This is a genomic window from Flavobacterium sinopsychrotolerans, assembly GCF_900110375.1.
GTDB classification, from domain to species: Bacteria; Bacteroidota; Bacteroidia; order Flavobacteriales; family Flavobacteriaceae; genus Flavobacterium; species Flavobacterium sinopsychrotolerans.
Window position 1 is genome coordinate 197,732 of the sequence record NZ_FODN01000004.1, and the last position, 20,194, is coordinate 217,925.

24 protein-coding genes are annotated in these 20,194 nt (G+C 34.3%); 15 read left to right on the forward strand and 9 right to left on the reverse strand.

Features of this window, described 5'->3' with window-relative positions:
* Positions 1–187: 187 nt before the first annotated feature.
* From BMX64_RS09430 to BMX64_RS09440, 3 genes are all read left to right on the forward strand, one after another.
* Complete coding sequence (locus BMX64_RS09430) at positions 188–697, forward strand: GNAT family N-acetyltransferase (RefSeq protein WP_091170835.1); 510 nt, start codon at positions 188–190, stop codon at positions 695–697.
* Positions 698–845: 148 nt separating this feature from the next.
* On the forward strand, positions 846–1,349 hold the full coding sequence (locus BMX64_RS09435; RefSeq protein ID WP_091170838.1) for an SRPBCC family protein: 504 nt from the start codon (positions 846–848) through the stop codon (positions 1,347–1,349).
* A 237-nt stretch (positions 1,350–1,586) separates the two neighbouring features.
* Entirely contained in the window at positions 1,587–2,777 is a 1,191-nt protein-coding gene (locus BMX64_RS09440) for a BaiN/RdsA family NAD(P)/FAD-dependent oxidoreductase (protein ID WP_091170842.1), read from the forward strand.
* A 264-nt stretch (positions 2,778–3,041) separates the two neighbouring features.
* Here BMX64_RS09440 and BMX64_RS09445 read toward each other — a convergent pair whose 3' ends face one another.
* The 7 genes from BMX64_RS09445 to nadC all read right to left on the reverse strand — a co-directional run bounded on the left by BMX64_RS09445 (position 3,042) and on the right by nadC (position 10,068).
* Positions 3,042–3,425 carry a DUF3037 domain-containing protein gene (locus tag BMX64_RS09445; protein ID WP_091170846.1) on the reverse strand — a complete coding sequence of 128 codons (384 nt, stop codon included), beginning with the start codon at positions 3,423–3,425 and terminating at the stop codon, positions 3,042–3,044.
* The gene (locus BMX64_RS09450) at positions 3,403–4,197 is read right to left on the reverse strand and encodes a HipA family kinase (protein WP_091170850.1); all 795 of its coding nucleotides are present in this window, start codon (positions 4,195–4,197) and stop codon (positions 3,403–3,405) included. The genes BMX64_RS09445 and BMX64_RS09450 overlap by 23 nt, the downstream gene beginning before the upstream one ends.
* A 77-nt stretch (positions 4,198–4,274) precedes the next feature.
* Positions 4,275–5,129 (reverse strand): NAD(P)H-hydrate dehydratase, encoded by an 855-nt coding sequence (locus tag BMX64_RS09455; protein WP_091170853.1) that lies wholly within the window; start codon positions 5,127–5,129, stop codon positions 4,275–4,277.
* Positions 5,130–5,214: 85 nt separating this feature from the next.
* The gene (gene priA, locus BMX64_RS09460; protein WP_091170856.1) at positions 5,215–7,680 is read right to left on the reverse strand and encodes a replication restart helicase PriA; all 2,466 of its coding nucleotides are present in this window, start codon (positions 7,678–7,680) and stop codon (positions 5,215–5,217) included.
* A gap of 76 nt (positions 7,681–7,756) precedes the next feature.
* The gene (locus tag BMX64_RS09465) at positions 7,757–8,185 is read right to left on the reverse strand and encodes a DUF2147 domain-containing protein (protein ID WP_091170860.1); all 429 of its coding nucleotides are present in this window, start codon (positions 8,183–8,185) and stop codon (positions 7,757–7,759) included.
* Between the two features lie 120 nt (positions 8,186–8,305).
* Positions 8,306–9,214: a YihY/virulence factor BrkB family protein gene (locus tag BMX64_RS09470; RefSeq protein ID WP_091170864.1), complete on the reverse strand. Its 909-nt coding sequence runs from the start codon at positions 9,212–9,214 to the stop codon at positions 8,306–8,308.
* Entirely contained in the window at positions 9,211–10,068 is an 858-nt protein-coding gene (gene nadC, locus BMX64_RS09475; RefSeq protein ID WP_091170867.1) for a carboxylating nicotinate-nucleotide diphosphorylase, read from the reverse strand. Before nadC ends, BMX64_RS09470 begins: the two co-directional genes overlap by 4 nt.
* Positions 10,069–10,351: 283 nt before the next feature.
* Here nadC and BMX64_RS09480 point away from each other — a divergent pair, with 283 nt between their 5' ends.
* The 5 genes from BMX64_RS09480 (at position 10,352) to rlmH (ending at position 12,682) form a co-directional block, all read left to right on the forward strand.
* A complete protein-coding gene (locus BMX64_RS09480) occupies positions 10,352–10,837 on the forward strand; it encodes a hypothetical protein (RefSeq protein WP_091170873.1) in 486 nt (161 codons plus the stop codon).
* A gap of 139 nt (positions 10,838–10,976) precedes the next feature.
* Positions 10,977–11,468 (forward strand): CIA30 family protein, encoded by a 492-nt coding sequence (locus BMX64_RS09485; protein WP_091170878.1) that lies wholly within the window; start codon positions 10,977–10,979, stop codon positions 11,466–11,468.
* 101 nt (positions 11,469–11,569) lie between these two features.
* A complete protein-coding gene (locus BMX64_RS09490; protein ID WP_091170881.1) occupies positions 11,570–11,797 on the forward strand; it encodes a hypothetical protein in 228 nt (75 codons plus the stop codon).
* Entirely contained in the window at positions 11,794–12,114 is a 321-nt protein-coding gene (locus tag BMX64_RS09495) for a type II toxin-antitoxin system PemK/MazF family toxin (protein ID WP_091170886.1), read from the forward strand. Before BMX64_RS09490 ends, BMX64_RS09495 begins: the two co-directional genes overlap by 4 nt.
* A 94-nt stretch (positions 12,115–12,208) precedes the next feature.
* Positions 12,209–12,682, forward strand: a complete 474-nt coding sequence (gene rlmH / locus BMX64_RS09500; protein WP_091170890.1) for a 23S rRNA (pseudouridine(1915)-N(3))-methyltransferase RlmH — start codon at positions 12,209–12,211, stop codon at positions 12,680–12,682.
* 43 nt (positions 12,683–12,725) lie between these two features.
* Here rlmH and BMX64_RS09505 read toward each other — a convergent pair whose 3' ends face one another.
* Positions 12,726–13,358: a hypothetical protein gene (locus tag BMX64_RS09505; RefSeq protein ID WP_091170895.1), complete on the reverse strand. Its 633-nt coding sequence runs from the start codon at positions 13,356–13,358 to the stop codon at positions 12,726–12,728.
* Positions 13,359–13,360: 2 nt separating this feature from the next.
* Positions 13,361–14,185, reverse strand: a complete 825-nt coding sequence (gene folP / locus BMX64_RS09510) for a dihydropteroate synthase (RefSeq protein WP_091170898.1) — start codon at positions 14,183–14,185, stop codon at positions 13,361–13,363.
* A gap of 88 nt (positions 14,186–14,273) precedes the next feature.
* On the opposite strand from folP, the gene BMX64_RS09515 reads away from it, so the two are divergent.
* The 7 genes from BMX64_RS09515 (at position 14,274) to BMX64_RS09545 (ending at position 20,189) form a co-directional block, all read left to right on the forward strand.
* On the forward strand, positions 14,274–14,822 hold the full coding sequence (locus tag BMX64_RS09515) for a DUF1599 domain-containing protein (RefSeq protein ID WP_091170902.1): 549 nt from the start codon (positions 14,274–14,276) through the stop codon (positions 14,820–14,822).
* Between the two features lie 101 nt (positions 14,823–14,923).
* Positions 14,924–16,024 carry a BT_3928 family protein gene (locus BMX64_RS09520; protein WP_091170907.1) on the forward strand — a complete coding sequence of 367 codons (1,101 nt, stop codon included), beginning with the start codon at positions 14,924–14,926 and terminating at the stop codon, positions 16,022–16,024.
* Positions 16,025–16,253: 229 nt separating this feature from the next.
* A complete protein-coding gene (locus BMX64_RS09525; protein ID WP_091170910.1) occupies positions 16,254–16,748 on the forward strand; it encodes a TlpA family protein disulfide reductase in 495 nt (164 codons plus the stop codon).
* Positions 16,749–16,805: 57 nt separating this feature from the next.
* Positions 16,806–17,558, forward strand: coding sequence for a triose-phosphate isomerase (gene tpiA / locus BMX64_RS09530; protein WP_091170914.1), 753 nt, complete (start codon positions 16,806–16,808; stop codon positions 17,556–17,558).
* 109 nt (positions 17,559–17,667) lie between these two features.
* Positions 17,668–18,501 carry a 50S ribosomal protein L11 methyltransferase gene (gene prmA, locus BMX64_RS09535; protein ID WP_091170917.1) on the forward strand — a complete coding sequence of 278 codons (834 nt, stop codon included), beginning with the start codon at positions 17,668–17,670 and terminating at the stop codon, positions 18,499–18,501.
* 45 nt (positions 18,502–18,546) lie between these two features.
* Positions 18,547–18,822 (forward strand): ATP-dependent Clp protease adaptor ClpS, encoded by a 276-nt coding sequence (locus BMX64_RS09540; protein WP_091170920.1) that lies wholly within the window; start codon positions 18,547–18,549, stop codon positions 18,820–18,822.
* Between the two features lie 95 nt (positions 18,823–18,917).
* A complete protein-coding gene (locus BMX64_RS09545) occupies positions 18,918–20,189 on the forward strand; it encodes a sterol desaturase family protein (RefSeq protein WP_091170924.1) in 1,272 nt (423 codons plus the stop codon).
* Positions 20,190–20,194: the final 5 nt, after the last annotated feature.

A 20,194-nucleotide genomic window follows, 5' to 3' on the forward strand; every position in this document is an offset into this window, starting at 1 on the left:
AAAAAATTGTCATTAAAATCATATAATATTGATTATCAGTATTTTATTTTATCATTGAAATTAACTCCTAACGCAAATGCTACTTGTTTTGATGACAATTTAGACCGAAACAAGAACCCGATAGAAATGCTATGGTGTATTCCTTTTTTCTACCTTTGAAAAAGACAAAAACACAAGACAAATTCGCATGATTACAAAAGCAACACTGGAGAACATTTCACAATTAAACACCTTAATCAATTCAGCGTACCGCGGGGAATCTTCTAAAAAAGGATGGACTACTGAGGCGAACATTTTGGAAGGACTCCGAACTACTGAACAAGAACTGACTGAAGTCCTTCAAGACCCTAAAAATACGATTCTAAAATTTACGGACAACAACCGGATTATAGGTTGCGTATTATTGGTAGAAAAAGAGCAACAATTGTATTTAGGCATGCTGACTGTTTCACCTGAATTACAAAACAGTGGCGTAGGGAAACAATTATTGCAACAGGCAGAACTTCATGCCCAAGCATTAGGATTACCGAAAATTGTTATGACTGTAATTTCCGTTCGGGAGGAATTAATTGCTTGGTACAAGCGCAACGGTTATATCGATACCGGCGCAAGAGAACCCTTTCCGGCAAGTGTTGTTCATATTCCAATTACGGAAGAGCCCTTGGAATTTATTGTTATGGAAAAAAGTATTAATTAACTTAAACAATTGATTTGTATTTAATTATATTTTTAAAATAAAATTAATTAACTTTATTAATTCCTTTTCATTACCAACAGAAAAGCAATAATAACTTCAATCTATTAGTATTCCTATTCTCAATTTATAAATCTTAAATCAAAATAAGATGGCAACTACTCCCAAAACACTTGTTATAAAAGATTTAGAAGAAAAATCAATTTTGGTTTCCAGAACATTTTCTGCTCCGCTAGAAAAAGTTTGGCGTGCCTATACGGAAAGTGAATTATTAGAACAATGGTGGGCACCAAAACCTTGGAAAGCCGAAACCAAAACGATGCAATTTTCGGTTGGCGGTCATTGGCTTTACGCCATGGTGGGTCCTGAAAATGAAAAACATTGGGGACGCATGGACTATACTGCCATAACACCGCATTTGAGTTTTGAAATTAAAGATAGTTTTTGTGATGAAGAAGGAAACGTAAATTCTTCGTTGCCGGTTGCTACAGGAACTATTGTTTTTACACCAACAGCATCGGGCACTTTGGTGGAATTCAAGATGTTTTATTCCAATGAAAAAGAGATTGAAACCATGATTGAAATGGGTTTTGAACAAGGTATTACCGCTTGTTTGGAGCAATTGGAAACGTTATTTCTAGAAAATAAAATATAACAATCTTCTATGAGAAGATATAGATTTCTAAGTTTCTTCGGGCGGCTCGCGTAAGGGATTGCGGTGGCATCCTTTATTTTTTTTCTTTAAAAAAATAAAGATACAGCCAAAAGCCCGACCCCAAAGCTGCAGATACGTAAATGGAAAAAAGAATTTTCTGCTTTGGGGTTACGCCCAATCCCTAATATAAAATCCAATATCAGGGAATATGGGTAAAACAAAACCTATTTTTGTGACGTGAAAAAATCAGTTTCAATTATTGGAGGAGGACCCGCAGCGCTTATACTTGCTGCATTATTGGATTGTAAGAAATTCAAGGTTACCATTTACGAAAAAAACAAAACACTGGGAAGGAAATTTCTGGTGGCTGGAAAAGGTGGATTTAACCTCACTCATTCGGAACCTATTGGGGAGTTGATTGCGCGCTACACTCCGCCTCATTTTCTGGAAAAAGCACTCCTTGATTTTGATAACGAAGACTTTAGACAGTGGATTGATTCCATTGGTATTCCAACGTATATTGGCAGCAGCAAACGGGTTTATCCTGAAAGTGGTATCAAACCCATAACGGTGCTCAACGCAATTCTGGATGTTCTGGATAAGCAAGGTGTTGCCATTCAATACCAACACACTTGGACGGGTTGGACGAGCAATGATGCACTTATTTTCAATACGGATACAGCAATAAAATCTGACTATACCATTTTTGCCATGGGCGGCGGGAGCTGGAAAGTCACCGGTTCTGATGGCACTTGGCTAGATTTATTTGAAAGGGAAAGTATTCCTATCGTTCCTTTTCAATCTTCGAATTGTGCGTATCGCGTGAACTGGCCAGAAGATTTTATCTTAGAACATGAAGGCAGTCCGCTTAAAAATATTGCTATCAGTTGTTTAAATAAAAGACAAAAAGGGGAAGCGGTTATCACGCGTTTCGGTTTAGAAGGCAATGCCATTTATGCGCTTAGTCCACAAATTCGGGAGGAATTGGAGAGCCATCAAAAAGCGACAGTTTTCTTGGATATGAAACCAACCTTACTTTATAATGATTTACTTCAAAAGATTAAAAAATCAACTTTTAAAAAGACAAGCGAAACATTACTGAAAGAAGTAAAATTAAGTCCTGCACAGATTGGACTTTTGAAAAAATACCTTTCCAAAGAAACCTACCTGAATTCGGAATTATTGTCACAAAACATAAAAAAATTGAGTATTGAAATCACAGGTTCTGCCTTACTGAACGATGCAATATCTACAACAGGAGGCATTCAACTGATTGCTGTGGATGAAAATTTCCAACTAAAAAATAAAAAAAATAATTATTGTATCGGTGAAATGCTCGACTGGGATGCGCCCACTGGCGGTTATCTTCTGCAAGCTTGCTTTAGTATGGGAATGCATCTTGCGCGTCACCTGAATAAAGTTCCTTAATTTTTTGCCAATATTTTCCTTAAGTAATACATATTAAATCTTGTATCAATGCTTTTACAAATTAGCCACAGATTCACAGATTAAAATTAGATTTTTGGCAAAAAAAAAACATAGCTATTCAACAATTTATAAATCTGTGAATCTGTGGCCAAAAAAAAAATGCTTGGAATGTTTGCGGACAGTCGTAACTTTTAATATTCTATTGTTGAAAGCATAAAAGTATTTTGATTACGAAATGACTTTCCAACAGCTTTTAAAATTTATTTACAATACCATTTCTTCAAACAAGCGTTGTGTGGTTTGTTCCAAATCATCACACAAACCCGGATGCGGTCTTGAGGTTTGAATGGCAGAACTGCGAAGCGCTGTCAACCAACGGAAACGGGATGGAATATCAAATTGCGCTATGGGTCCACCTGATTTTTCGCCAAGTGCCACTTTTGCAAATGCCTGCACATTTAAATGCAATTGTTCCACATCCAAATCATCTGAAAAAAGTTGGAGTTTGGCTTCATTGACCGAATACAGCACCTTAATAAACTTTGCTTTTTTACAAAAAAGAATAATACCCACATTGAGGAATTCTTCGCGTTCTACCCTTGGCACAACCCGGATTACGGCATACTCATATAAGTGCTTCTCTTGCATTTTGCGCTTCGTTTATAAAAATTTCTGAATGGTTCAAACGTGTGGATAAAAACTGAAAATAGACTTCCCGAATGGCTTCGGGAGTTTCATCGGTATCTTCCCAATTCAGCCATACTTCAGGAATCAGATTCACGATATTCTGTACTACTTCGTTCGTCAATATTTTTTTGAATGCTACATCAGTTTCTATTAATAACGAAGCCTGAGGTAACAATACATGGTCTTTTATCAATGCAAAAGGACTTTGTGCTTGCTTTTCCCAATTGGTCCACGAATGATGAAAATAAAGACTGGCGCCATGATCGATCAGCCATAATTCTTTATGCCAAATTAACATATTGGTGTTTCTAAACGTTCTGTCCACGTTTGTAATAAAAGCATCCAACCAAACAATTTGGGAAGCTAATTTTGGATCAACCAACGTGACAACAGGATCAAAATTTATGGCTCCCGATAAATAATGCAAAGCTAAATTAAGGCCTTGACTCCCTTGAAGCAAGTCCTGAATTTCTTCATCGGCTTCACTGCGACCAAAAGCTTCGTCAAGATTCGCAAAAACGAGTTCGGGCATTTTCAGATTTAAAATACGAGCAATTTCTCCTCCTATTAATTCGGCAATTAAGGCTTTTACGCCATGTCCGGCACCTTTGAATTTCAAGACGTATTTAAAATCATCATCGGCTTCAGCGAGCGCAGGCAAAGAACCTCCTTCCCGCAAAGGAGTGATGTATCGCGTAACATTTACGGTTCTAAGATGGGGTGTTTTTTCCATAATTGAATTGGATAAAGCAATTTTGCTTGGATACAAACTTACAAATAACTGAGGTAAAATTCATTTATGAGTACTATTTACTCCAATTTTTCTAAACTCAGAAAGGCTTTCCCAATATTCGCAATCACATCTGAAGCGATAAAAGACTGGTAACCTGTTTCCGGTAGCGCAATATCAGCCGTTAATCCGTGGAGGTAAACACCAAGAATTGCAGCGCTGATGGGTTCATAGGATTGTGCCAATAAGCTGGTAATCATTCCTGTCAAAACATCGCCACTTCCGGCGGTTGCAAGCGCAGCATTTCCGGTGGTGTTTTCATAAACAGTTTCGCCATCTATGATTCGGGTAGGTGCGCCTTTCATTACTATTATAATTTCATACTGTTTGGAGAAAGAGATTGCTTTACTCATTTTCTCTTCTTCGGAATCCCATTTTCCAATCAATCGTTCCAGTTCTTTGGGATGTGGCGTGATAATCGTTTTGGGTTGTACTAAAGATAATAATTTTTTATTTTTGGAGATTATATTCAATGCATCAGCATCTATTACTAAAGGAATTCTATTCGTTTTCAAAAATTGATAGAGCGCATTTTGGGTTTCTACGGCCTGACCCAAACCGGGACCAATTCCGATGGCCTGCGGTACTACATCAAAAGTTATTTCTGAAATTATTGCGTCCTGAATATCTGTAAGAACCATGACTTCGGGAATCGCTGTTTGCAGAATAGTGTACCCACATTTTGGAATAAAAACAGTGACTAATCCGCAACCAGTTTTTAAACAAGCTTTGGAAGATAAACTTACTGCTCCTATTTTGCCATAACTTCCGCCAATGATTAAAGCATGTCCTTGAATTCCTTTATGCGTATGTTGATCCGGTTGTTTATAGCGTTTCAGAATTTCGTTTTGGTCGATGTAAATACAACTATTCATGGAAATTTGTTTGCTTAAAATTACGTATTTAAAAGCTCATATAGTAATTCAGTACGGATGTTTTTCATCCCCAAGACATAATTTCTTAATAAAAATCCACATTTGAAATCACTTTTATGGCTCTGTACTGAGCAACAGCCTCAAAACTATTCAACATTTTCTGAATCGTTTTTTTGGTGTTTCCAATAGACACATTTTGAGGAATTTTGATAATAATCGTACGAATATATTCATTTCTGATTCTGCTTATTGCCGGTTCCTCCGGACCTAATACCGGCATATTCAAGTTCTGGCTCATCACTTGGTACAACCACATAGAACCTTCCTTCAACTTATCAAAATCACGCTGTTTCAAAGTCAGCTTAATGATTCTGAAATACGGTGGATATTTATAAATTTGTCGGTCATACAACTGTTCGTTATACATTCCCAAATAATCATTATTAGTCACCTGTTGTATGGTATTGTGATTGGGATTATAGGTTTGTATGATTACTTTTCCTTGTTTTTCTGAACGTCCCGCTCTACCGGCAACTTGAGTCATCATTTGAAAACTTCTCTCAAAAGCCCTGAAATCAGGATGGTACAACATATTATCCGCATTCATGATTCCCACTAAACTAACGTTATCAAAATCCAATCCTTTAGCGAGCATTTGAGTTCCTACAAGAATATCCATTTCTCTGTTTTTGAAACTATCAATGATTTTTTCGAAACCAAATTTTCCTCGTGTCGTATCCTGATCCATTCTCCCAATTTTTGAATTTGGAAAAATAGAAATTAATTCTTGTTCGATTTGTTCCGTTCCAAAGCCTTTGGTAGTCAAATCAATACTCGAACACGCGTGACAATGCGTAGGTTTTGCCATAGTGTACCCACAATAATGACAACGCAACTGATTTTTATGCTTGTGATACGTCAAACTTACATCACATTGCTGGCATTGTGGCACGTGACCGCAAGTGATGCACTCAACAACGGGCGAATATCCTCTACGGTTTTGAAATAAAATCACCTGTTCTCCTAAAGACAATGCATTTGAAATTTCTTCAATTAAAACATCGCTGAAATGTCCGGTCATTTTTTTACGAAAGTATTTGTCTTTCAAATCCACCAATTCGATATTAGGCATCATTACGTTTCCAAATCGTTTCGTAATTTCGACCAGACCAAATTTATCAGATTTAGCATTAAAATACGTTTCTATACTTGGCGTAGCTGAACCCAAAAGTACTTTTGCCTTGTGCGAATGTGCCAAAACAATAGCCGCATCTCGTGCATGATATCTTGGAGCCGGATCTACTTGCTTGAAGGTTTGTTCATGCTCTTCATCTATAATTATGAATCCCAAATCATGAAATGGCAAAAATAAAGCGGACCTCGCTCCTATTACCACTTGTGCTTTCTCCGATTTTTGCAAGACTTGATTCCAAACTTCAATGCGCTCATTATTGTTGTATTTCGAATGAAAAACAGCTACTTTATTCCCGAAATATGCTCTTAAACGCCCTACTAATTGAGTCGTCAAAGCAATTTCCGGCAATAAATAAAGGATTTGTTTTCCCGTTGCCAAATACTCTTCAATGAGTTTGATATAAATTTCGGTCTTTCCGCTGGAAGTTACGCCATGCAACAAACAGACTTCTTTTTGAGTAAAACTTTGTTTAATTTCCTCAAAAGCGGTTTGCTGATCTAGGCTTAATTGCAATTCACCTTCGTTAATTTTTCCATTGAAATTTACTCGGTCTTCTTGAAGAAAATAATCTTCGAATATCTCTTTTTCGATTAATGCTTTTACAATCGCAGCAGAAGAATTAGCTTCCTCAATTAGTTTTTTTACTGTAATAGGTTTAGCGGCGCCTTGGGTCTTTTCTGTAGCACACAATTGGAAATAACGCATCACGATTTCCTTTTGTTTATTGGCATTTTTCAATGTTTCCAATAACTCGCCTAAACCTTGATTGGATTCATATTTAGGATGTAACCTTAAGTATCGAACTAACTTAGGTTTATAACTTTCTTGAATTTCTTCCTGAAGTACCAAAATATTCTTATCGACCAGTTTTTGAATAACAGGAAAAATATTTTTCTTGTTTAAAATAGCGATAATATCTTGGACTTTTAATGAACTTTGCTGCTGCAAGGCTTCATAAACCAGAAACTCATCATCTGAAAGAAGACTGGTATCAATAAATGAATCGGTTTTTTGAGAAATAAGGGTTTCGCTTTCCAGCAAAAGTGCACTTGGCATGGCGCCACGATACACATCCCCAATGGCACACATATAATAAGAAGCAATCCATTGCCAATGTCTAATTTGGATTTCAGTTACAATGGGCCTTTCATCGAGAATTTGATGAATTTCCTTGGCTTCGTATAATGCGGGTTTGTTTTGATGAATTTCAATAACTAAAGCCGTATAAATTTTACTTTTCCCAAAAGGAACCGCCACCCGCATTCCTTTTTTGATGTAATGAAATTCCGCTTCGGAAACACTATAGGTAAAGGTTTTGTCTAGGGAAAGTGGTAAAATTACTTCTACAAAATACATTTAATAGTAATTAAGAGTTATGAGTTGCGAGCTATGCTTAGTTTTTTACTTTGAACTCATAACTCTTAATTTATAATTATTTTACTCTATTCCAGGTTTGTGTTCTTCCAAATAATGCTACACCAATATATCCTCGAACCTTTAATTTATCATTTCCGTCCAAAGCTAAAAAGCATTTGTATTGTTTCCCCGTAGTTGGATCAAGAATTTTTCCTGAATTGTATTCTTTACCTTCTTTTACAAGTCCTTTGATAATAACTAGTCCTATAACTGGCTTGTTTTTTTCATCACCAGAACAATTAGTACATAAACTTTTTTTCTTTTCAACATCTATTATGTCAATTATTTTTCCATAAACTTTTCCGGAACGCTCATAGATTTCAACAATTGATTTGGCTTTGCCTGTCTCATCGTCAATTGTTTTCCACTTCCCGAAAACAGTTTGATTTTGACCATAGAAAGCCATTGAAATAAATAAGGACAGAATTGTAATACTTTTTTTCATAGTTTTTGTTTTAGCCCTGATAGTAGTGGAAATCCTTTTCTTTTTTTCTTTAAAAAAGAAAAGATTATAACGAATAGCAGGAAATAGCTCCTAATTTTGAAACTATTTTAATTTAATAATTTACTCTTTTTTGGTTTTTAGTTTGTTTACCGTGGCGTTCAATTCAAAACCCAACAGCAATATCATACAGTTGATCCAAATGTAAAACATCAGAATCAATAATGTGCCAATTGATCCATATAATTCATTGTATTGTGAAAATTTTGTGACCCAAATCCCAAAAAAATACGAATCCAAAATAATTAAAATGGTTGTAAACACCGAACCTATCGAGATAAATGCGCGGTTTTTGTCATGTTTGGTACCAAATTTGAAAAGTATCGAAGTGGTCATCAAAATCATCAAAATAACAAAAGCATAACGACCAATTACGATTAATTGAATTTGATCACTAAAAACTGTTTTTTGAATCAAAACCTCAAAAACTACGATTATTGCCACTGTCACTAATAACAGTAAGGACAGTAATAATGACATTCCCAATGCAACTACATATTGACGCACAAAACCTCTTTTGATAAGCACATGACGAGAGGTTTCAAAGCCTCCCAGAATTCCATTTAAACCATTCGCCATCAGGAAAATCGACAATATAAATCCCGAGGATAATAATCCGGAATCACTATTATTCAGAATATCACTGATGATTTTGTAAATTGCATCGTAGGTATTTGGCGGCACTCCGTCCTTGACAAACATCAAAAAATCTTCTTGAAAACCTTCAATAGGGATGAAAGGAATTAGATTTAGAATGAATAATGCAAATGGAAATAATGCCATGAAAAAACTAAACGCAATGGCACTGGCGTGATACGTTAACGCACTTTCGATGATTCCCAAGCCATATATTTCCATTAAATCATACAAAGACAAGCCTTCCAACCAAGGAAGTTTTATCTTTTTTAAACCAAACATAAGATTCCGTACAATTGGAATTCTTCGTAGTTTCAATTCAATTTCTTTACTCATAATGCTTTCAAGCTCAAATCCATGTTGTATACGGAATGCGTCAACGCGCCCGAAGAAATATAATCTACGCCGCATTCGGCATAGTTCCGAATCGTGTTTTCATTAATATTCCCTGAAGATTCTGTTTGGCATTTATCTCCAATTAAAGCTACTGCTTTTCTGGTATCCTCAAAATTGAAGTTGTCAATTAAAATCCTGAAAACGCCTTCGCTCTGCAGAATTTCTTCAATCTCATCCAAATTTCTGGCCTCGACAATAATTTTAAGATCCAGATTATTTTCTTTAAGGTATGCTTTTGTTTTGGCTATAGCCAAAGTGATTCCACCTGCAAAATCATTGTGATTATCCTTTAGCATTATCATGTCATACAATGCAAAACGATGGTTTTCGCCACCGCCGATTTTGACAGCCCATTTCTCACATGCTCTAAAACCTGGCGTTGTTTTGCGTGTGTCTAGAATTTTAGTAGTTGTTCCCTCTAATAAACGAACATATTCCTTAGTTTTAGTAGCAATCGCTGACATTCTTTGCATTGAATTCAAAACTACGCGTTCTGATTTCAAAATGGATTGTGAACTTCCGGAAACATGAAAAACCACATCTCCCTTTTTTACTGGAGTTCCGTCCTCAATAAAAGTTTCTATCTGAAGGTTAGCATCTACAAATTTAAAAACCATTTTAGCAAAAGCTACACCAGCAATAATACCGTCTTCCTTCACCAATAATTTTGCTTTTCCTTTTGCTGATTCCGGAATACAAGCCAACGAACTGTAATCACCAGAGCCAACATCTTCCCGAATGGCATTTTTTATTAGTATTTGTAACTCGTTTTCGAACTGTGCTTCGCTAATCATTTTATAGGAAATTTATGAAATGCTAAAGTAAGATATATTTTGTGAAATTGAAAATTTGTAGGCTTGGTTCTTTGGAAAAAAGAAGCAAACAAATCTATTTTATTAAAAAAAACTGCAACTGAAAGATCAAAGTCCAGAGAATTATTCAGTTCCTAAATACAATTTTAACTTTAAACATTGACTATATACTATCCGGAAATCTATATTTAAAAATCAATTGTTTTATTTAGGGCATTATTATTTAAAATCTTATATTTGAATTTAGTAATTAAAAACACTTTTTATGAAATCTTTTTTAAGCCTACTTTTTATATCGTCATTACTTTTGACTTCTTGTAAAAAAGAAGTAGAAACACCAAATAACACCGCACCAACAAATATCGTTCCTTTCACGGAAGTTGGTAAACAGATGCAGAATCAACAAGCTTTGACCGCTACTCAGTCTCAGCAAAATCCAAATATTACAAATCAGAACACTGCGGTAACAACTTCAGGTGCAGTTGCAACAGGTATGAATCCTGCTCATGGTCAATCTGGGCATCGTTGTGACATCCCTGTTGGAGCACCATTAAATTCTCCGGCGGCGGCTACTGCTCCAGCAACTCCACAACAAAACAAACCAGTTCCTGCTGCTACTGTTACAACGACGACAACCCCAACTGTTACAACTACTGCTCCAACAACTCCCACTCCAGAAGGGATGAATCCGCCACATGGTCAAGAAAATCATCGATGTGATATAGCCGTGGGTGCACCATTACCGAAATAGAAATTGAAATGATTCCTCAAAATAAAAACTGGCGTAAATTCTAAAGAGTTTACGCCAGTTTTAGTTTTTTGGATTAATACATTTTAAAAAATAAAACAAGAACTTTTCTAGAATAAAATAATTTGCAAAATCAACAACAATGAATACCATAAAAATTTTTGATTTTAATTTAAAAAGCGACGTTGTAAATTGGAAAGTTGTAAATGACGCTGTAATGGGCGGAGTATCCGAAAGTAAATTTTATCTGAATACAAATGGAATTGGGACTTTTGAAGGCAAAGTTTCTTTAGAAAATAATGGCGGATTTTGTGCTGTAAAATATACTTTTGAGCCATTAATTTTAAAAAACACTACACATTTTTGCATTCGGCTAAAAGGAGATGGTAAACAATATCAATTCAGAGTCAAGACCAATCGAACTGATTCCCATTCGTATGTATTTCCTTTTCAAACTTCCACAGATTGGCAAACGATTGAAATTCCAATCATGGAATTGTATCCTGCATTCAGAGGACAAAAATTAAATCTACGTAATTATGACGGTTCTCATTTAGAAGAAATCACTTTCCTGATAGGCAATAAAAAAGAAGAGTCATTTCAATTGCTAATTGATAGCATTGAGGTCAAATAAATCATGAATTTTAAAATAAAAGCAAAAAAAATAACTGAAAATCAATTATTTAGAAATACGTTTTAAAATAAATTGTAAATTTGTTAATAAATAATTTCACAATGATACGAGAAGCAATAATAGAACGAACCATTCAAATCATTAACCAACTCCCAGAAGATAAAGCGTTGGAAATAGCTGATTTTGCTGATTTTATTATCAAAAAATACGAAGAACAATTATTAACAGACAACATTCAAAAAGTTGTAGTTGAGAGTGAAACTTTTAATTTTTTAAATGAAGAAGATAGCATTTATTCAGTATCGGATTTGAAAGAACGATACCAATGAAAAAAGGCAATATCATTCTGATTCCATTTCCTTTCACAGACTTATCAGGTAAAAAATTACGCCCGGCTGTAATTTTGATAGCAACGGATTACGATCTTACAGTGAGTTTTATCACTACACAACTAAAATGGAAAGAGAATACTGATCTTGAACTTTTACCTACTAATTTAAATGGCATCAAAATGTCTTCTTTGATTCGATTATCCAAAATTGCAACTATTGACCGATCATTAGCAATTGGAAAATTAGGCGAACTTCATCAGAACGAGATAATTGATTTAAACAATAAACTGAAAATAATCTTTCAGCTTGAATAAAAGGAAATTTGTTTTTTGTACAATCCAATTCAAAGAAAAAGACACATTGAAACTGTTAATTTTTCTATCTTTGCGCCTCTGAAATCCAACAAAAATGAACATCAAATTGATTGCTATCGGTAAAACTGATAACAAAGCCTTACAATCTTTAATAGATGATTACACAAAACGTTTGTCTTTTTATATCAAGTTCGATTTGGATATAATCCCTGATATCAAGAACGTAAAAAACTTATCGGAAAGCCAGCAAAAAGAAAAAGAAGGCGAACTGATTTTATCTAAAATCTCGCCGACAGACCAACTTATTTTATTGGACGAAAACGGAAAAAACTTTTCCAGCGTCGGTTTTTCAGAAGAATTACAGAAAAAGATGAACTCCGGAGTTAAAACTTTGGTTTTTGTTATTGGCGGTCCTTATGGATTTTCGGATATGGTTTATAGCAAGGCACAAGGAAAAATATCGTTATCTCTAATGACTTTTTCGCATCAAATGGTGCGGTTATTTTTTATCGAACAGTTGTATCGTGGATTCACGATTTTGAGAAACGAACCGTATCATCACCAATAAAATTAAGTATTCAGAAATCAATCTCAGTTTTCAGTTAATTTGATTAAAAAATAAACTCTTCCTGTTTAATATTAAATTCCGACGATGGCAACTTTAAACTATTAATGAAAATTTTATTTTGAATATAACTACCAAAAGTTGTGTTTTTGTCAAAGCAAAAAACATATTGGACAGCTTTATTATTTGGTAACTTATTTAAATAGGCTTGCAATTCTTCTTGTTTTACTATAATATCATCCACTAAAACTTCATTGTTTTTGGTAAAAAATACAACAACTCCTGACTTTGGTTTTTCTAGTTTGTAATACACATTAGTAAAAGGAATAAAGGCTAAATTTTTACCAATCGTATCAGCGTAGGAATAATAATTTTCGGCATTTTCATTCTTGTGTGCTTTTTCTTCGCGCTTCTTTTGTTGCAACTTCATGATTTCCGGAATTGCAAGTCGTAATGGCAGACGTTTGTCAACATTTAGAATCCAATTAGTCGAAATAATACTGTTTTTCCGGTTTACTTCAGCCAGCGTATCTTTTTCTTTTGTTCTGAAAAAAATATAGATTGGCGAAAGATCATCTACACTTTTGACAATTGAAGTATTGGCTTTTGGTAATAAAACATCTTCCTTATTTCCACAAGAAAACAGCGTAAAAAGAACAATCAGAGTAAAATATTTCATCTTTATAAATTGATTTTATTGAATAATGTAACGCATTCCATAGCTTCTTTTACATCGTGAACACGCAGGATTTTTGCTCCTTTGGTCAATGCCAAAGTATTCAAAACCGTAGTTCCATTTAATGCATTTTCTATTGTTGTTCCAAGCGTTTTATAAATCATGGATTTTCTGGAAATCCCAACAAGAAGTGGTAACTCCAGCATGTTAAATAATTCCATTTTTTGAAAAACTTCGTAATTTTGAGTTATTGTTTTGGCAAAGCCAAAGCCCGGATCGATTATTAAGTCATTGATCCCAAAACTTCTGGCCATAGCTACTTTCTCCGAAAAATAGAACAACATTTCTTTTACAATATCATCATAATCCGTGAGTGTTTGCATCGTTTGCGGATTGCCACGCATGTGCATCATGATATATGGAACATTGTATTTTGCAATTATCTCCATCATTTTATCATCCAGATTTCCCGCTGCAATATCGTTGATGATAGCCGCGCCGCTTTCAATTGAAGCTTTGGCTACTTCACTTCTAAAGGTGTCAATCGAAATTATCGTTTCTGAAAAATGTTTTAAAATCAAATCTACAACAGGAACAATTCTCGAAATTTCTTCTTGTTCCGAGACAAATTCTGCATTTGGTTTGCTGGAATAAGCGCCAATATCTATAAAAGTTGCGCCATCAAGTACCATTTTTTCGACTTGAGAAAGTATTTCAGTTTCATTTTTATACTTTCCACCATCAAAAAAAGAGTTGGGCGTCACATTCAAAATCCCCATTACTTTGGGAGTTGATAAGTCAACAAGTAATCCTTTGCAGTTAATAGTCATTCGTTTACAGTTTTAAAGACTTCAAAATTCGACATTCAAAAAAATTATCTTATTTTTGAAAAAATTTCAAGACAAATATACACCAATAATGAAGAATACTTCAAAGGAATATGATACGGTGATTGCGACTTGTCGTGCACTGTTTATCAACAAAATGAAAGATTACGGATGTGCTTGGCGCATTTTAAGATTGCCTTCATTGACGGATCAAATCTACATTAAAGCCCAAAGAATTAGAAGCCTACAAGAAAACGAAGTTCGCAAAATTGATGAAGATGAAACGGGTGAATTCATCGGGATCATCAATTATTCTATCATGGCATTGATTCAATTAGAATTAGGCGTTGCGGATCAACCTGATTTAAGTGTTGAAAAAGCGACTGAATTATACGATGCTAAAGTTAAATTGACCAAAGATTTAATGGAAGATAAAAATCATGATTATGGGGAAGCTTGGCGCGAAATGCGTGTGAGTTCACTAACCGATTTGATTTTACAAAAACTACTTCGTGTCAAACAAATTGAAGACAATAAAGGAAAAACATTAGTTTCTGAAGGAATCGACGCTAATTATCAGGACATGATAAATTATTCGGTTTTTGCTTTGATTCTAATGGGTTTTGGAAATAAACAATAAAAAGCAATAACTAAATATGAAATCGCCAGGATTCCAAAATCACAAACTGGAATCAAGAATGGTGATACCATATTCCATTAAAAAACAAATATTATCTTCATATGAAAAATATAATTACTCAATTTTCTAAAATTTTCGTTGGAATCCTATTCATTATCTCCGGATTAATCAAGCTGAATGACCCAATTGGGTTCTCTTATAAATTAGCGGAGTATTTCAGTGAACCCGTTTTTAACATGCCGTTTTTTGTTCCATTTGCATTAGGAATCGCTTTATTTTTAGTAATTCTTGAAGTAGTTCTGGGTATTATGTTGCTCATTGGTTATAAAACCAAATTCACTATTTGGAGCTTACTAATCCTGATTGTATTATTTACTTTCCTGACTTTTTATTCTGCTTATTACAATGTGGTAAAAGATTGTGGTTGTTTTGGAGATGCTTTAAAACTAACGCCTTGGCAATCGTTTACTAAGGATATTGTTTTACTTTTCTTTATTCTGATATTATTTTTCAATCAAAAACTGGTAAAACCGTTGTTTAGCAACAACGTACAAAACATAGTTATTTACGCCAGTATCGTTTTATCCTCGCTTATGGGAGTTTGGGTTTTAAACCATTTACCAATAATAGATTTTAGACCGTTCAAGGTTGGAAATAACATTCAAAAAGGAATGCGAATTCCTGATGGAGCAGAAAAATCTGTGGTGGAAATGGTTTTTATTTACAAAGTTGGCGGTGTCGATAAAGAATTTACTGAAAAAGATTTGATGGCAATTCCGGAAGGCGCTGTATTTGTAGATCGAAAAGACAAAGTCATTACAGAAGGTTACGTTCCTCCTATTCATGATTTTACAATGGAAAAAGACGGTTCTGAATATAAAGATGAATTTTTAGAAGCGTCTAAAGTAATATTGATTGTAGCATACGATTTAGTAAATGCAGATAAAGATGGTTTAGCTAAAATGGAAAAACTGAGTCTGGAAGCTAAAGCAAAAGGATATAAAGTAATTGGAATGACATCTTCTACTCCAGAACAAATAGTTGCAGCTAAAAAACAATTTGGGATGACATTTGATTTCTACTTCTGTGACGCCATCACTTTAAAAACGATTGAAAGAGCTAATCCAAGTATTGTAATACTTGAAAAAGGAACTGTAATTCAAAAAGTACATCACAATGACATTGCAGATTTAAAATTTTAAATAAATCATACTGTTCAAAGTCGTAAAGTCTCACAGGAAAACTTTACGACTTTATACTTAACAAGAATAACAAATACTTTCTAAATAATCTGGCGAATCCAAATCATTCGATTATTTTCAAACTATAACGATATTGCTTTGTCATTTTCGAATTAAGCTTTCAAAATTTCCTATTCTACATAACTCATTCGAATTGTTTGCTTAACTTTGTTATAAAAACAACTCAAAAATGAAAAGAATAATACTGCTCCTAATTGCTTTTGCAACATTTTCTTGTACAAAAGCACAAAAAACTGAATTCTCCAAAGAAGCTTTAACCGAAACCCTTTTAGCCACTGATGGAAGTCAAGTTGCTTTTCAGGATATTTTAAAAAAATACAAAGGAAAAACTTTGGTAATCGAAGTTTGGGCTTCATGGTGTGGTGATTGTGTAAAAGCAATGCCCAAACTAAAAGAATTACAAGCTAATAATCCCGATGTCGCTTACTTGTTTATTTCGATGGATAAAACCGCCGATAAATGGAAAGCTGGAATTGAAAAACACGAATTGAAAGGGGATCATTTCATGGCAAATGACCAAATGAAAGGTATATTTGCAAAAGCCGTTGATGTCGATTGGATTCCAAGATACATCATCGTAGACAAAACTGGAAAAATAGCATTATACCGCGCTATTGAAACCGATTTTGATAAAATTAACGATACCTTAAAAAGTTTGAAATAATTATTTTTCAAATAGTTATAAAATTAAAAACCAAAACCTAAATATAACACAACGAAAATGAGAAAGAAGATTGTTGCCGGAAACTGGAAAATGCATAAAAATGCAGAGCAAACAGAGGATTTATTAAATGAATTAATAGCAAAAATTCCAACAGACACAGCTGTTCAAGTTATTGTAGCTCCTACTTTTGTGAACTTAGCTTCCGCTGTAGATCATTTAGAATTCACTAATATTGATGTTGCTGCACAAAACGTTCATGAAGCAGAAGGTGGTGCTTTTACAGGTGAAATCTCAGCAGATATGCTAAAAAGTGTTGGTGTAGATATTGTAATTTTAGGTCACTCAGAACGCAGAGCTATTTTTCATGAAACGGATGCTTTGATTGCCAATAAAGTAAATACAGCTTTAGAACATGATATGAGAGTTATTTTTTGCTTTGGAGAAGAATTAAAAGATCGTCAATCAAAAAATCATTTTAATGTGGTAGAAAACCAATTACGAGATGGTTTATTTCATATTGAAGCAAAAGACTGGGGAAATATTGTTTTAGCTTATGAGCCAGTTTGGGCAATAGGAACTGGAGAAACAGCTTCTCCGGAACAAGCCCAGGAAATGCATGAATTTATCAGAGAAACCGTTCGAAAAGCATATGGAAATGATATCGCTGACAATGTATCCATCCTTTATGGCGGGAGCGTAAAACCTGATAATGCAAAAGAAATATTCTCTAAACCAGATGTAGATGGTGGTCTTATTGGAGGAGCAGCACTAAAAGCCGATGATTTTGTAGCAATTGTAAATGCGATATAAATTCAAGTTTAGATTATAAAAAAAGCGATGATTGATTTCATCGCTTTTTTTATATGCCAAATTTATCATGAGAATAAAGAGAAATAGTACCTTTGCAAAAAAAATAAGCATGTCAAACATTTATATCGGGTATCATTTTACTATTGAGCCTAAAGAATTAGGTTCTGAAATATTAATCGCAGAATTAGGAGAAAAAGCATTTGAGAGTTTTACAGAAACTGAAACCGGGATTTCTGCTTTTGTACAAAAGGATTTATGGGATGAAATGATTCTTGATGACATTCATATTTTACAATCAGAGGAATTTACAATCGATTATACATTTGAAGAAATCGAGCAAGTCAACTGGAATGAAGAATGGGAAAAGAATTTTGAAGCGATAGATGTTGATGGAAATTGTCATGTACGTGCGCCTTTTCATCCAAAAACGGATGCCGAATTTGACATTGTAATTGAACCAAAAATGAGTTTTGGAACGGGACATCACGAAACTACACACATGATGATCCAGCATTTGTTGGAGATGGATGTTGCCGGGATGAAAACATTGGATATGGGATGCGGAACAGCAATATTAGCGATACTTGCTGAGATGAAAGGAGCGCAACCAATTGATGCCATTGACATTGACAACTGGTGCTACTTAAACTCGATTGAAAATTCGGAACGCAATAATTGCAAACACATTACAGTTTATGAAGGTGAAGCTGCTTTATTAGAAGGTAAAAAATACGATTTGATTATTGCTAATATCAACAGAAACATTTTGTTGAACGATATGCAAAGTTATGTAGACAGTTTAAATCCTAATGGAACGCTACTTCTAAGCGGTTTTTATCAGGAAGATATACCATTTATAGATGCTTCTTGTACTGAAAAAGGATTAACGTATGTTAAAAAATTTGAAAGAAACAATTGGGTGTCTTTAAAATATGTAAATTAGTGGTACTATTTTTTTATTAATTACGAAAGTACAAAAACCTACAAAATGAGTACTAAAGAAAAAGTAAGAGAAAGAGTTAGTGTTAAGGAAGCTATAAGTTTAGACAATGAAATAGTGGTTTACAACGATGATGTAAATACTTTTGACCATGTCATTGAAACTTTGATTCGCGTTTGTGATCACACTCCGGAACAAGCAGAACAATGTTCGTTAATCGTACATTATAATGGGAAGTGCACCGTAAAAACAGGTCCTTACGAAAAATTGAAACCACAATGCACTCAATTATTAGAAGCAGGATTAAATGCGGAGATAATTTAAAAATAATAAGAACTTCCCATTAAAAAATAAATTACTGTGAATAATTCAAAAAACATTCTCTTTTATTCTATATTTGAATAAAAAAAAGTGTTTTTATGGAAGAATACGGTAAAATTTTAGTTTTTGTAATGCCCGTCTTTTTGATATTGATTATCATCGAGAAAATTTATGGGCATTACAAAGGGGAAGATACGTCACCTAACATGGATTCTGTTTCGAGTGTGAGCTCCGGAATGGTTAACTCCCTAAAAGATGTTTTGGGACTCAGCATTACGCTGGTTTCCTATGATTGGATTGTCTCTAAAATAGCTTTATTCGATCTTCAAGCAACCTTTTTTACATATTTTATTGGATTTATCGCTATCGATTTTTATGGCTATTGGAGCCATCGTTTGTCTCATCAAATTAATTTTTTATGGAACAAACACGCCATTCATCACAGTAGTGAGGAATTCAATTTGGCTTGTGCCCTACGCCAACCCGTTTCCAGTTTTGTTAATCTGTTTACCTTTTTATTGATTCCGGCTGCTCTTTTAGGAGTTCCCTCCAAAGTAATTGCAATAACTTTACCGATTCATTTATTCCTCCAATTCTGGTATCATACCAAGCACATTAAGAAAATTGGTTTTCTGGAAAACATACTGGTTTCTCCTTCCCACCATAGGGTTCATCATGCCATAAATCCAGAATATATGGACAAGAATCATTCACAAATATTCATTGTTTGGGATAAATTGTTTGGCACTTTTCAAGCGGAATTAGAAAGTGTTCCACCTGTTTTTGGAATCACACGACCAGCGAGAACCTGGAATCCAATTCGGATAAATTTTCAGCATTTATGGTTGCTGATTACAGATGCTTGGCGTTCCGAAAACTGGAAAGATATGTTTACCATTTGGTTTAAACCAACAGGCTGGCGTCCAGAAAATTTTGAAGAAAAATATCCCGTTACCAAAATCACCGATGTCTATAATTTTGAAAAATATGGCGTTCAACATTCTAAAAAACTGATGTACTGGTCCTTATTTCAAGCTATTATTACATTGTTACTTATTAGTTATATGTATAATTCTATTGCGCTAATAGGTTTGCCAAATGTATTTATTTACGGCGCATTCATCTTCCTGACCGTTTACAGTTACACGGAATTAATGGATACCCGTAAAATTTCTATATTCTGGGAAAGTATTCGCTTTGCATTCGGAATTGGGCTAATTCTCTATTTTGGAGATTGGTTTGGAATGGATCAACTCTTTCCTTTTGCGAGTTATGTTGTTGCAGGATATCTCATCTTGTCATTGATAGTAACCATTTATTTTGTTAACAGTAATTTTGAAAAAGAAACAATGATTGTAGCTCAATCTTAAAAATA